The organism is Winogradskyella wandonensis, from assembly GCF_004346845.1.
GTDB classification, from domain to species: Bacteria; Bacteroidota; Bacteroidia; order Flavobacteriales; family Flavobacteriaceae; genus Winogradskyella; species Winogradskyella wandonensis.
The window spans coordinates 656,003-668,741 of the sequence record NZ_SMGI01000002.1; the positions used below are offsets into that span (position 1 = coordinate 656,003).

General features: G+C 34.8%; 15 protein-coding genes. 2 read left to right on the forward strand and 13 right to left on the reverse strand.

The annotated features are described in order from the left end of the window. Nucleotides 1-22 precede the first annotated feature (22 nt). The 12 genes from DFQ05_RS07670 to DFQ05_RS07720 form a co-directional block, all read right to left on the reverse strand. Nucleotides 23-523, reverse strand: a complete 501-nt coding sequence (locus DFQ05_RS07670; protein WP_132704807.1) for a F0F1 ATP synthase subunit B — start codon at nt 521-523, stop codon at nt 23-25. Nucleotides 524-618: 95 nt separating this feature from the next. Next, nucleotides 619-813, reverse strand: a complete 195-nt coding sequence (atpE, locus tag DFQ05_RS07675) for an ATP synthase F0 subunit C (RefSeq protein ID WP_036825176.1) — start codon at nt 811-813, stop codon at nt 619-621. Nucleotides 814-845: 32 nt separating this feature from the next. Continuing rightward, complete coding sequence (atpB, locus tag DFQ05_RS07680) at nt 846-1,961, reverse strand: F0F1 ATP synthase subunit A (RefSeq protein ID WP_132704808.1); 1,116 nt, start codon at nt 1,959-1,961, stop codon at nt 846-848. A 77-nt stretch (nt 1,962-2,038) separates the two neighbouring features. Next, nucleotides 2,039-2,443, reverse strand: a complete 405-nt coding sequence (locus DFQ05_RS13825; protein ID WP_422398650.1) for a DUF6168 family protein — start codon at nt 2,441-2,443, stop codon at nt 2,039-2,041. After that, nucleotides 2,436-2,669: an AtpZ/AtpI family protein gene (locus tag DFQ05_RS07685; RefSeq protein WP_132704809.1), complete on the reverse strand. Its 234-nt coding sequence runs from the start codon at nt 2,667-2,669 to the stop codon at nt 2,436-2,438. Before DFQ05_RS07685 ends, DFQ05_RS13825 begins: the two co-directional genes overlap by 8 nt. Continuing rightward, entirely contained in the window at nt 2,629-3,042 is a 414-nt protein-coding gene (locus DFQ05_RS07690) for a bactofilin family protein (RefSeq protein WP_132704810.1), read from the reverse strand. Before DFQ05_RS07690 ends, DFQ05_RS07685 begins: the two co-directional genes overlap by 41 nt. A 13-nt stretch (nt 3,043-3,055) precedes the next feature. Continuing rightward, complete coding sequence (porW, locus tag DFQ05_RS07695; RefSeq protein WP_132704811.1) at nt 3,056-5,659, reverse strand: type IX secretion system periplasmic lipoprotein PorW/SprE; 2,604 nt, start codon at nt 5,657-5,659, stop codon at nt 3,056-3,058. Between the two features lie 169 nt (nt 5,660-5,828). Beyond that, a complete protein-coding gene (locus DFQ05_RS07700) occupies nt 5,829-6,554 on the reverse strand; it encodes an ABC transporter ATP-binding protein (protein WP_132704812.1) in 726 nt (241 codons plus the stop codon). A gap of 12 nt (nt 6,555-6,566) precedes the next feature. After that, complete coding sequence (locus tag DFQ05_RS07705; protein WP_132704813.1) at nt 6,567-8,045, reverse strand: DUF5687 family protein; 1,479 nt, start codon at nt 8,043-8,045, stop codon at nt 6,567-6,569. 49 nt (nt 8,046-8,094) lie between these two features. After that, entirely contained in the window at nt 8,095-8,784 is a 690-nt protein-coding gene (locus DFQ05_RS07710; RefSeq protein ID WP_132704814.1) for a hypothetical protein, read from the reverse strand. Beyond that, on the reverse strand, nt 8,784-9,422 hold the full coding sequence (locus DFQ05_RS07715; RefSeq protein ID WP_132704815.1) for a hypothetical protein: 639 nt from the start codon (nt 9,420-9,422) through the stop codon (nt 8,784-8,786). Before DFQ05_RS07715 ends, DFQ05_RS07710 begins: the two co-directional genes overlap by 1 nt. 1 nt (nt 9,423) lies before the next feature. Then, complete coding sequence (locus tag DFQ05_RS07720; protein WP_132704816.1) at nt 9,424-9,756, reverse strand: PadR family transcriptional regulator; 333 nt, start codon at nt 9,754-9,756, stop codon at nt 9,424-9,426. Between the two features lie 134 nt (nt 9,757-9,890). Here DFQ05_RS07720 and DFQ05_RS07725 point away from each other — a divergent pair, with 134 nt between their 5' ends. After that, nucleotides 9,891-10,949: a ferredoxin--NADP reductase gene (locus tag DFQ05_RS07725; protein WP_132704817.1), complete on the forward strand. Its 1,059-nt coding sequence runs from the start codon at nt 9,891-9,893 to the stop codon at nt 10,947-10,949. Nucleotides 10,950-11,095: 146 nt separating this feature from the next. Next, nucleotides 11,096-11,665 (forward strand): hypothetical protein, encoded by a 570-nt coding sequence (locus tag DFQ05_RS07730; protein WP_132704818.1) that lies wholly within the window; start codon nt 11,096-11,098, stop codon nt 11,663-11,665. A gap of 21 nt (nt 11,666-11,686) precedes the next feature. On the opposite strand, the gene DFQ05_RS07735 is transcribed toward DFQ05_RS07730, so the two are convergent. Next, entirely contained in the window at nt 11,687-12,706 is a 1,020-nt protein-coding gene (locus DFQ05_RS07735; RefSeq protein ID WP_241974231.1) for a glycosyltransferase family 9 protein, read from the reverse strand. Nucleotides 12,707-12,739 lie beyond the last annotated feature (33 nt).

The window sequence follows — 12,739 nt, forward strand, 5'->3', positions numbered from 1 at the left end:
TACTCGAAGTGACCAATTCAATTTAATTCAAAGTTGCTTCACCTAACATTTCCTCAACCAATTTTTCTTGGCTTCCTTTGTTAGATAATTCTTTACCGACTACTTTTTCTGCTATATCGATAGATAATCCAGCAACATGAGACTTTAATTCTGCCATAGCAGCTTTCTTTTCGCTATCTATTGCAGCTTGCGCTTGGGCTATCATCTTGCTTGCTTGTGCTTGGGCTTCTTCTTCTGCGTCCGCAATAATCTTTGCCTTTAGCCCACGCGCCTCTTTAAGCATTGTTTCTCTTTCTAAACGTGCTTCTTGTAATAACTTCTGGTTATCTGCTTGAAGATTCTCCATCTCCTTCTTTGCATTTTCTGCAGCGTCTAAAGCGCTTTGGATACCTTCTTCTCTTTCATTTAACGAGTTAAGAATTGGTTTCCATGCGAACTTTACCATTAATGCAATTAAAGCTAACAATAGTATCGTTGACACTACGAATAACCCTGGTGAAAAGTCGTTTAATAATTTATCCATTTTAATAAATACTTAAATAGTTGTCTTTGTTTAATGTTTAAAATACGTCCTGCAACCAACCGTTGCAGGAACGTATTTTGAGTTTGTTTTGGTTCTTATTTTCCTAAGAATAAAGCACCAAATGCTAAACCTTCTAAAAGTGCAGCGATAATAATCATAGCTGTTTGGATTTTTCCTGTAGCTTCTGGCTGACGAGCAATACCTTCCATTGCTTTACCACCAATCTGTCCAAGACCAATACCTGCGCCGATTACGATTAAACCTGCTCCAATTAAGTTGTAAGTTACCATGTTAAATGATTTAATTTATTAAACAAATTGTATTAATGATGCTCGTGTTCTTCTACTGCCATACCAATAAATAATGCCGAAAGCATTGTAAAGATATAGGCCTGTAAGAAAGCCACTAAAACCTCAATTAATGTTATAAAAAATGACAAAACTAAAGACAATCCTGTTGCACCTATAGGAGTTAACTCCTTTTTTAAAGTAAACATGATTGCTATTAAGCTCATCACTACGATATGTCCTGCTGAAATGTTTGCGAATAAACGCACTAATAACGAAAACGGTTTAATTAGCAAAGCGCCAGCCAATTCAATTACCGCTAACACTGGTCTAATTAAAACTGGTACGCCTGGCATCCATAGAATGTGCATCCAGTAGTCTTTGTTTCCGCTTGCTGTGTAAATGATTAAAGTAAAAATCGCCAAACATGCTGTAACGGCCAATTGACCAGTAACATTAAAACCTAGCGGTGTTAAACCTGCTAAGTTTAATATCCATATAAAAAAGAATACAGTTAACAGATATCCTGTAAATCTCCTGTAATGCTTTTCTCCAATATTTGGTCTTGCAATCTCATCTCTAACATAAAGTACCAAAGGCTCTAAAACACGACCAAAACCTGTTGGGATTTGTTTTTTCTTGTATTGTCTTGCTAGTTTAGAAAACCAAAACAACATTAACAAACCAATAACTAAAATTCCCACAACACTTTTGGTTATCGAAAAGTCTAAAACTCTATGCGCATTTGTAGCGTGATGGTCTTCATCAAACTTTACTTCTGATGCTCCTTTATCTAACTCATAAATTTTAGAATGAATTTTGGCAAACTTTAAGCCGTCTTTTTCTACAATAACAGAACCATCATCGTTATGATGAAATTCCGAAGACATAAACGTCACTAAACCTTCAGACGTCCATAAAATTACTGGAAGCGGAAAACCAACGTGAACACGTTCGCCTTCATCATTTGTGTAAGAGAATAACGAGAAGTCATGAGAATCTTGAATGTGATGCAAAATATAAGCTTCTACTTCTTCTTTTGTATTTACTTGACCACCATCGTTTTTAGTGTCTTTTGCAAAAATTGAAGTCGGCAAAACTACAAGTAATACAAGGGCTAAAAATTTAAAACTTTGTTGAAATATCTTCATTGTTATAAAATCAAAAAAACCACTCTTTTCAAATTCGGTGCAAAAGTACGCTTTTTATTAAGAAAACAATGCGCTTTTTAGCTTAAAATTTTGGGCGTGTTTTGTTTAAGGATTTTAATAACAAAAAATACTTCTAAAAGAAGAAAAATAAGCAACGAACTTAGAAGGCATAAGCGCTCTGAAACTGTTAGGTTTTCTAAAGCAAACACCGCGTCTTGAAAACTGAAAAAAAACAAACCTCCTTTAATGAATAATGTAGGTAAATAAATATATCCCAACTGAGGTTGTAAACTTTTAATAGAAGAAAATAACTGAAGGTGAATACAAATTAATGCCGAGGCAACTGCAAAAAATATATTTGTGTCGTAATAGCTAAATCTAACAGATTGATTATTTGCCTCTAACAACCAATGTTGCAAGTGTAAAACCACAAAAAAAAGTGCCGCAAAGGACACCACATAAATCAGCAAAGATTTAATCATCTTCTTTAGAAATTTTTATTACTTGCGCAATGACCATATACATTGCTGCAAACACCGAAAATAATGTTACTGTGGTTTCTAGATAATCGGTCCCATATTTAGTGTCTAACCATTTCCCAAAGTAATTCCCTAAGAAAATAGTGCCACCCATCTGAAATGCTGTCCCTGTAAACCGTATAAATTTACTAGGCGCTTTGTCCTTTTTGGTTTTTTCCTTCTCCTGCATCACTTGCCAAAGTTTTTACAGCGCCCATAGAACACGTTGCGTTAAATGTTGCGCCTGGCTCAACTGCTAATTTATTCACTTGTACTTCGCCATCGATTTGAGCAGAAGATTTAAGGGATAAAGTACCTTTTAAGCTAAGTTTACCTGAAAACTTACCTTCGATATCCACGTTTACCGCTTCTAAGGTACCGACGATGCTTCCGGCTTTTCCTATAACAACTTTGCCATCGGTCTTAACAGTTCCTTCTACGGTTCCATCGATTCTAAATGGTCCTTTACTTTCAATATCGCCTACGATTTTTGTTCCGTGTGCGATTATATTTTGTTGACTCGTTGACTCCATGGTTGTTTTTTGTTTTTTATTTGAACGCATTGTTCTGGGGAATTTATTCTGGATTTATGTATTCATTTAAACTTTTATGGCGTTGAATAATAGCATAATTGGCTGATGAAGCCGTAATGTAAGGTTTAGTAATTGGTTTTTCGTTATCTAACGTGTAATCGTCTAAGGTTGGCCCAAAGCCCATAGCCGAAGTTAAATACGTTAAGCCATGCACTACTACAAAAGTCGTGTTTTCGTTATATACATCTTCTGAAAGACTTATATCCTTGTATGGCAAACGCTCCATTATTTTAGATAGTTTATCTTTAAAGGTCTTAATTTCTTCTTTCTGAGCGCTATCGAATTGATAAATGACATAAAACGAATTTCCCTCGTCCTCTGGTAAAAACTCTTTACTTTTCATTAGCGGTAACGCATCTTTTAAAATATCTTGAGCGCGTTTACCTTCTTCTGAGTTTGGATACGTTAGCGCTACATAATTAACTGCTTCTTCGTAAGCATCAAAGCCCTTTAATCGTCCGATTGCAGACGCTTTTAGAATTTCGAATTTCGGGACATACCCATCACCTTCAAAACGTTTTATATTCTCTTCTGCCTCGGAAATAACTTGTGCGTAAGCCTGCGCTTCAAACTTACGGTAAAGATTCTCGTAAACCGTTTCTGGATTGTTTTGGTCTTTTGCTAATTGAGAGTTTGGGTTTCTTAAAATCTCTGCATATCTAGAGTCTGGGTGTTCCGCAATGAGGTTATTTTTAGCAATTTCGTACTCGTCTGTTTGCCCAAGCAATTCGTAAATTTTAACCAAGTTGTATTTTGAAGGGATAATTAATCGCTCTTCAGGATTGTTTTTCAGAAGGTTTTCTAATTTATCTTTTGCTAAAATATACTCCTGAAACTTTTCTTTATAAATAAGGCCTAACTGATAATATGCAAAGTTTCGCTCTGTGGCTATGCTATCTAAAATTACCTTGTCTGAAGGGAGTTTTTTTATGTAATATTCAGGATCGTACAATTCTAATTGTGTTACGATTTCCTCGGCTGTTTCTCCACCTTTTCCTTCGGAGGAAGCTCCCTTTCTCCCAGCAGACAATCGCCAATTATCTTGTGGTTTTCGTTCTCCCCAAAGTTTAAAAAACTCCTCTTTACCGTATGCTGAAGTTGTAGGATTATAAAAGTAAAAATCTGAATTACTACCACTATTAGAACCTGGTAATCCTGGTACAGTTCTGCCTCCTGGACCTGTTAGACCAGCAAATCCGCTGCCTTTGGAGCTACCACTTCTGCTCGCTGCTTTGTCCGCTCTTTTTTTCTCGAACTCTTTAGCTAAAGAATCTTGAACTTTCAACTCTTTAATATAGTCATTAAAAAAAGTAACTTGCTCTTCTTTAGGTAATTTCACCAAATCGATAATACTATCATTAGCTCTAGCAATGCCTTCGTAGTATATAACGTCGTCCAAATTTTTACGCTTTTTAGCCACAACACGATAAGGCTTGGTCTTTTCGACCATGTTGGTTAATGTACTGTCGTAGTAAGCCCCAGCGGTTTTGTATTCCGTACGGTCAAAATACATATCTCCTAGCGTTAGATAGTTTCTTGCAAAAAGAACTTTATCGTTATTTAATGTTTTATTAGATGCTATGGATTTGTTGTAATAAACCTCTGAAAGACTATCTCTAGATTGCGACTGATGGTATCGTGCAATACGGTGATAGATTTTATCTAAAAACGGTCTGTTTTCCCGATTTTCCTCTAGTTCGGTGAGGTATTCCAAGAACTCTAGTTTGTTACCCGTTTCTGCATCGAAGTTATTGGACTTAGCCAAATGCGCATTAATGTAAAATGCGCGCGGAATTTTTCGATGCATTTCGATAATTTGGTCAAAAGCCATATTTGCACTGTCCTTTTTACCAAACTCGTTGTATAGTTGTCCTCTAATAAAATGATATCTTGCTTTCTGAGCATTTATTTTAGAGGCTACTGCTGCTGTATCTAAATATTTTAACGCTGTATCTTTTTGTTTAATGTCTAAGTAAGCATCTGCAAGAACAGCTGAGATATCTGCTAAATCCTGACCCTCGACCTCTTCTTGTTTTAAGTGACGTTTTAAGTTTTTTATAGAAAGTTCTGGATTGCCTAAGCGCAGATTAGTCTTTTCGCGCCAAACTTTTACCTGATTAATCTTGTCGCTAGAAGGATACTTGTTTAATATGTTATTAAAAGCCGCCATTGCAGGGACAAAACGCTGGTCGTAATACCTTGCTTTACCAAGCAACAGGTAGGCTTCGTCTATCTGTGGGTTTTTTTCTTTCCCGTTAATCGTCATGCTATGCTTCTGAATAGCTTTTGTGGCTTTTTCTTCAGCACGCTCAAAATCCGAGTTTTCGGCTTTATTGCCTAATCTAACCTCATCTGTATTAGCTTCGAAACGCTCGATTGGTAGTAACTCCCAAAAATTTTCTGTATAAGCATTATTAACGGTTTCTAAACCTTGTTGTAAAGCAATTTCGCCATTGTAAAGAATGTTATATTCTGTACCAACAGAATGCCAAGCTCTGTTTATAAAGTTGTCTTTTTTTCTTGAACAACTCTGAGTAATTAATACAACTAAAAGAAGTGATATTGAAGCTTTTGTAAAGGTTTTCAAAAGATAGATTATTTGGTTAAAGCATAACGAAAAATAGACGTTAATGTTATCTTAAGTGGTAAAAATAAACATCTTTTTGAAAAAGAAGTCGAAATCGAAACTGAAGTTGAAGTCGAAAACAAAAAAACCCGAGATATAACTCGAGTCTTTTTAGACATATTTCTAGTTCCTACTCTTCCTCTTCAGAAACGGTAACTGCACTTTTTGCAAAGTGTGCTTCGAGTTCTTTTAAGGTTGTAGGGTTAGTTTCTAAGTCTTTAACAACTTCACCTTTTTCCAACACCACAATACGCTCGCAAACGTCTGTAACGTGCATTAAATCGTGACTAGACACTAAAACGGTAACGCCTTGTTTTTCAGCTAAATCTTTGAGGATTTGCTTTAAACGAATCTGTGTTGTTGGGTCTAGGTTTGCAAAAGGTTCATCTAAAATAATAACGTCTGGATTACCGATTAAGGCAGCAACAATCCCAGCTTTCTTTTGGTTACCCTTACTTAGGTCGCGTAAGTACTTTTTCTTTCCTATAATTTCACCATTAAAGAAATCTTCGAACTTAGCGGTTAGTCTATCTACATCTGCTTTGTTTTGACCTCTTAAATCGCCGATGAAATAGAAATATTCTTCAGGTGTTAAGTAGCCAATCAAAAACGTTTCGTCAATAAAAGCCGAGGTAAATGGTTTCCAATCTTCACTTTGCGATACCACCACGCTATTATTAGTAATTGTGCCTGTTGACGGATTTATTAAATCTAAAAGTAAGCTGAAATAGGTGGTTTTACCAGCACCGTTGTTACCTACAAGCCCAAAACTTTGGCCCTTTGGAATTTCTAATTCGTCTATTTTTAGAACTTGAACGCCGTTGTATGATTTTGAAATGTCTTTAGTATATATCATGGTTGTGTTTTATTAAGAGTCTTTGCCAAATGCAGCAATCATTTTGTATTTAGAATCGAGATATTTTTGTGTGATACCTTTCATTAATGGTTTGTGTAGTAAAATTCCTAAACCTCCTGCCAGGACGAGTACAGCTACTGCAACTTCGAACCCGATAAGCCAATCTAAAAGTCCAAAAATTGCCATAGGCACCAGCATTAAAGGAATACCAATTAGCCATTGTACTGCTCCTGTGCCTTGGTAGTTGAAGGCTGCTTTTTTATCTAAATCTATCTTTTTACGATTAAAACTTCCGCCCCACATAATGACGTGCGTATTAACACCGATATTATACACCGCAGCGGCAGCATGCGCAATTAAAATTTTATAGCCAAAGTATACATAAGGAATACCTAAAACGAACATTACTACCACGCTCATAGTCATAAGAATCCATTTTGAACGCAAATACTGTTCGTATTTAATATTCTGACTCATCAGCATTTTGTAGTAACCACTATCCCAAGCTGGAATAAATTGTCCAAAATTAATTAGGAAGAATCCAGTGGAGAAAATTCCGATAAATGCGAACATAAACGTCATGTCTCTGTAGATAGGCTGTGGATAAAAAAACAAGCCATAAAGCAAGCCTATTACCATTAAAAATGCCATAGATTTAGTGCGTTTGTTACGCCAAATTAACTTTAAATCTAATTGCATAAATGGTGCAATATCACCAAATCGATTAGTCCACGATAAGTCTGATGCATTTACCTCTTTTACCTTAGATTGTAATGAAGCGTCTAGATATAATTTATCCTTAAGTAGTTTAAAATTGTAAAAATATAGACCTATTAAAAGCGCTATTAGTACTAAGATGTAAACAGGGTTTTCAGTTATTGCTAAAATTCCTTGGCTTACGATTTCTGAGAAGGAAATAATCCCAAAATAATTTAAAGCAAATAGGCCGCCGCCAACTATCAAAAGAGGTAAAAACGGAATATCTAATTCTGCAGAAAATGCTTCAAGAATAAAGTTTAAAAAATTAGCAATAAACGTTATTAAGACCATTGTTGCTAACCATGTTAATACAACAGAAGCAGAATAACCATTATTTAACAACGAAACGCTAAACGGAACCGTTAAGAATAATGGTAAAAAGTTAAAAAAGGATAGTGCTGATTTCCCTAAAATAAAATTAACAATAGACGAGCGTTTAACCGGCAATGTTAATAGTGGTTTTGCACTCATTACTGGTAATTTCTGAAAGAAAAATCTAATAAATAATTCGGCAATAATCCAATAGAAGATAAATGTATTTGCGACTATAAATGGGTCTTGTTCTGGGAAAAGTTTGGTTAATATTTTATACATAAATACCCCAAAAAACACGAAAATACCAATCATGTATAGCGCAAAGAATACAAGAAGAATATTTAGTGCAATGTTTTTTTGCCAATACGAAGACCGGAAATATTGTTTCCTCTCTAAGCTTAAAAAGTGTTTTATCATAGTTTGGTTAGGTTGTCTGTTGGTGTTAGTAGCAAGATACTAACTTTTGTTACACAATAAATTCTGGATAGGTTTCTTTTAACAAATCTTCTGCTTTATTGGGTATAAGTTCAAAACTTATGTAACTCACTAAAATTAAGACCGTAAATAAAGTACAAGCTACTAGCAGTAAGTATGGATTGGTTAATGCGCCATTAGAAAGGTGAACTGTAGAGTACATTTGAGACAATAAAACAAGTCCTGTTGCACTGGCTTGCCTAAATATAATTTCTTCTAGTAGCCATTTTTTACCCGAAACGTCTTGTCTCTTTTTGTAATAACGGTTGAGTTTAAATGCCTTATAACCACTGTAAGTTGCAGCTAAGACATATAGTATTACAGAAAATGACTCTGCATATTCCGAGGAAAAGGAGATGTATAAAATAAAAAAGATGCTTATAGTAATTACTATTTGCGGTATTCGAAACCATTGTTTTAGCTCTTGCCAGAGGTATTTTCTATAACGTTTACCCATAGCCTTTTGCTTCTGTTCTATAGGCTCCATAAAACCAAAAATACCAAACTTTTTAAACGCCTTATCTCTAGCGTCTTCAAAACAGAGTTTTGGATTTTCCGTCCACATATTTTCGATATCGTTTGCCAAATGGTCTACGAGCTCGGTTTGCAAATCGTAATACTCAACAAAATGCTTTCTGGTAAATGCGTAAAGGTCTTGTATTTGGGATTTGTTAAGTTTCATTAAGTTACACTTTTCATTATAAGTACTTTTTTAAGAGCGTATTTATAAACTCTATATCCAGCAAACATAACTATTAGGTATAAAGTTAAAATTATAGGTAGCCATATAGACTGCTGCGCTTTTGGAATGAGTTGTATTGGTAAATTGGTTATGAATATTCCAAAAGAAAAATAAAAAAATCCATAGTCCATATTTACAGACCTACCTAGTTTTTTTAACCATGATTTTATAAATTCATAAGTCATTATTACAAATGGTAAAAACAACACTACAAAAAACAATGGTTTTAACATTTTAGGAAATGACTGTGCAATCCAATTAATCCCTAAATAAAAAAGAATAAAAAAAAGTAAATTCACAGGATCCTTTATTACTGATATTATTTCTTTTGAATGTTTTTTTCTGTAAATCTTATTTGTGGTTTTCCAACTTTGAGTGTTAACAGCTTTAAGATTATTGTGCCAATTTGCGTTGATAAGACTTTGCTTAAAAAGTGTCTCAAAATCTGCTGAACCTTCATATGACTCGATATCCGATACTAAATGATCTACCATCTCGAGACGTACATCCCAATATTTTATACCACCTTTTTTCAAATAATCATCAATACGCTGTATTTCTTCCTTATTTACTTTCATTTTATGCCAATTTAGGATTAACCAAAGCTTGCATCGTTTTAATATACTCGGCTAGTTCTTCCAGCTTGTTTACCGTTTCTTTGGTGCCGTTTTCTGTAAGTTTGTAATACTTGCGCAAGCGGTTATCGACTTTAGCAACCTCTACATCTAGTAAGCCTTCGGCCTCAAGTTTGTGCAATGCTGGATACAATGCGCCTTCAGTAATATTAAGTTCGCCTTTAGTCAATACCTTTACCTTTTGGGTAATTTCGTAACCGTACATTTTATCGTTTTCGTTTAATAACTTTAAGATAATAGTGGTTAAACTTCCCTTGTATAATTTTGAATTACTCATAAAACAAATATACATAATTTTCTTATGTATAAGTTTCTTAGGTATTCATTTTTTAAGAAAATTTTAAAATCTACATCCTTTGAATGACCTTAGTTTAAGTGATGTATTATGTATCTTCGCCAAAAACTTTTGCTATGGCACAATTTCATACCCTTTCTATAAAATCTATTGACCGTGTTACTGAAAAATCAGTAGCCATTACTTTTGATATTCCTGCAAGCTTAGAAGAAAATTTTAAGTTCAAAGCTGGGCAGTACATTACGCTAAAAACCGAAATCAATGGCGAAGATATTCGTCGCGATTACTCTATTTGCTCTTCGGTAAGTAGTGGTAATTTAACGGTAGCAGTAAAAGCTGTTGAAAACGGAACGTTCTCGGTTTATGCTAATGAAAAACTAAATGCAGGAGATGTTTTAGAAGTTGCCGAACCCAATGGTCGCTTTGTTTTTGAAGCTAACGATGCCAAAACAAGAACTGTTGCTGCGTTTGCCGCAGGAAGTGGAATAACACCAATTTTAAGCATAGCCAAAACCTTACTAGAAGACGAACCTTTTAGTAATTTTATTTTAGTTTACGGAAACAAACGTCTCAAGGATGCTATGTTTGCGAAGGACTTGTTAGAATTAAAGCAAACCTTTGGCAATCGTTTTCATGTGCACTTTATTTACAGTCAAGCTCAAGAAGAGGATGCACTTTTTGGACGTATCGAAAAAAGTACTGTAAATCTCATTGTAAAAAACAAGTACAAAGGTGTTACCATAGACAGCTTCTATTTATGTGGGCCAGAAGCCATGATTCATGTTGTAAAAGATGTGCTTCTAGAAAACAATATTAAAGAAAAGCAGATTTTCTTTGAATTATTTACGGCGCCAACAGAAACTGAAGCCGATACTTCTACTGAAATTGGAAATGGAAAAACACAACTTAAAGTTATTGTTGATGATGAAGAGTTTGAGTTTGAAATGAACCAAGACACCACAATTCTTGATGCAGCTCTAAAACAAGATGTAGATGCACCATACTCTTGCCAAGGTGGCATCTGCAGTAGCTGTATTGCAAGAATTACTGAAGGTGAAGCTACTATGCGACAAAACAATATCTTAACGGATAACGAAGTTGCTGAAGGTTTAATTCTCACTTGCCAGGCGCATCCTACAACACCGAAGGTAGTTGTGGATTATGACGATGTGTAAAAAAGAGCCCATCTCTTAATCTCTTCCCAAAGGGAAGAGAAAAATTTTTCGATTGGAGATTTATTTAAACGTATTGGTTACTGAGCTAAGTCAAAGTGGCAATCAATAAGTTTATTTCTTTTCTTAAATTGAACAAAAATCATTGAATGAAAGTTAAGATTCTGTATTGTTTTGTTTATCTAATAATAGCTGCGCTACTTACAAGCTGTAACAAGCAAAAGGCAAATCCTATTGCGACAGTTAACAACTATTTTGAAGCTCGAACTCAAGGAAATTTTAATGCGCTTAAAAAACAAGTAAGCGACAGTATTACTTTAATTTCCGGTGATTTTATAATGCCATATAGCCGAGAAAGTCTTTACCAGCAATATAAATGGGATTCTGTTTTTCAATCAAAATACAATATTTTAAAAGCAGTCGAAACAAATGAAAAAGTTATAGCCACTGTATCACAAAATTGTATTCGGAATGCATTTTTAGAAAATAATCCTTTGGTATACCAGCTTGAAATTTCATTCAAAAATGGTAAGATTGAAAAAATTAAAGACTTAGATTATATTGATGTTAATTGGAATATCTGGACATCAAAAAAAGATAGTCTAGTAAATTGGGTTGCCAAAAATCATCCAAAACTTGATGGTTTTGTAAATGATATGAGCATGATGGGTGCCATAAACTACGTTAAAGCTATTGAACTATACCAGAAGAAGAATTAATAGCTTTCTAATAATTTGTAATTACGCATCTAAAACATCTCCAATCTTCTTAACTACAGCATCTACCGAAACGCTACCAGCAGCATTTTCATAGCCTTCGGGTTGTTTGTTGCCGTAGATAGATGTTGGGATTTTAGGATACTTTTCTCTGTCTGCCACTAGGCAATAATCTTTTGGTTGGTTAAACGGTGAAAATCCCGCAAACGGATGTGTTACACCCCAAATGGTAACCACTTTTACACCAAGCATGGCAGCCATATGCGCATTTCCAGAATCCATGGCTAACATTACATCTAGGTTAGAAATGACATCTAACTCTTCGCTTAAACTTAATTTTCCTGCTATGGATTTGGTGTTTGGTGTTTGGGCTTCAATCTGATTTAGCTGAAGAACTTCAGTATTACCACCTCCAAAAAGAATGATATTATTTGCTCTGGAAAGCTGATTAATCACCAATTTCATCTGCTCTAACGGATACATTTTACCTTCAAATGCCGCAAACGGTGCAATGCCAATAATTGGTAAATTCTTATTAGAAATGAAGTGTCTCAACTTTTCATTTAAACTCGCTTTTTTAGGGAAATTAGGATTTGATAAGTCTACTAGGAAACCTAACGCTTCAAACACATCGGCATAACGTTGGTGCGTGGTTTTTAATTGCTGAAATATTTCGCCTGAAACTAAAGCCTTCTTTTCGTTTCGGCCTTTGTGTATTTGTTTAAAATTTCCACCTAAAAAAAACTTTAAAATCTTTGTCCGAAGTACATTATGGATGTCGGCTACGCCATCAATCCTTAGTTTCTTTAGTTCTCTTGAAAGTTTATAAAGTCCTAAAATACCTTTGTGTTTTCCCTTTAAATCGGCTTCAAAAACTGATACATTTTTTAAATCTCTAAAGAATGGGGCAAAAAATGCCCGAGTAACTACAGTAATTTTTAGGTCGGGATATTTTTGGGTTAACGCAGTAATAACAGGTACAGACATGGCTACGTCTCCCATGGCTGAGAAACGTAAAACGAGTATGTGTTTAGGTTTGGACATTTTGTTAAATGGCACACTGAGCATTGCTTGATG

Excerpts from the sequence above, each read along its gene's own strand:
- DFQ05_RS07730 (WP_132704818.1), top strand. The coding sequence starts at position 11,096 with ATGAAAGTTAAGATTCTGTATTGTTTTGTTTATCTAATAATAGCTGCG.
- DFQ05_RS07685 (WP_132704809.1), bottom strand. The coding sequence starts at position 2,669 with ATGCAGGAGAAGGAAAAAACCAAAAAGGACAAAGCGCCTAGTAAATTT.
- DFQ05_RS07720 (WP_132704816.1), bottom strand. The coding sequence starts at position 9,756 with ATGAGTAATTCAAAATTATACAAGGGAAGTTTAACCACTATTATCTTA.
- DFQ05_RS13825 (WP_422398650.1), bottom strand. The coding sequence starts at position 2,443 with ATGATTAAATCTTTGCTGATTTATGTGGTGTCCTTTGCGGCACTTTTT.
- atpE (WP_036825176.1), bottom strand. The coding sequence starts at position 813 with ATGGTAACTTACAACTTAATTGGAGCAGGTTTAATCGTAATCGGCGCA.
- DFQ05_RS07705 (WP_132704813.1), bottom strand. The coding sequence starts at position 8,045 with ATGATAAAACACTTTTTAAGCTTAGAGAGGAAACAATATTTCCGGTCT.
- DFQ05_RS07690 (WP_132704810.1), bottom strand. The coding sequence starts at position 3,042 with ATGCGTTCAAATAAAAAACAAAAAACAACCATGGAGTCAACGAGTCAA.
- DFQ05_RS07670 (WP_132704807.1), bottom strand. The coding sequence starts at position 523 with ATGGATAAATTATTAAACGACTTTTCACCAGGGTTATTCGTAGTGTCA.
- DFQ05_RS07710 (WP_132704814.1), bottom strand. The coding sequence starts at position 8,784 with ATGAAACTTAACAAATCCCAAATACAAGACCTTTACGCATTTACCAGA.
- DFQ05_RS07725 (WP_132704817.1), top strand. The coding sequence starts at position 9,891 with ATGGCACAATTTCATACCCTTTCTATAAAATCTATTGACCGTGTTACT.
- DFQ05_RS07700 (WP_132704812.1), bottom strand. The coding sequence starts at position 6,554 with ATGATATATACTAAAGACATTTCAAAATCATACAACGGCGTTCAAGTT.
- DFQ05_RS07735 (WP_241974231.1), bottom strand. The coding sequence starts at position 12,706 with ATGTCCAAACCTAAACACATACTCGTTTTACGTTTCTCAGCCATGGGA.
- DFQ05_RS07715 (WP_132704815.1), bottom strand. The coding sequence starts at position 9,422 with ATGAAAGTAAATAAGGAAGAAATACAGCGTATTGATGATTATTTGAAA.
- atpB (WP_132704808.1), bottom strand. The coding sequence starts at position 1,961 with ATGAAGATATTTCAACAAAGTTTTAAATTTTTAGCCCTTGTATTACTT.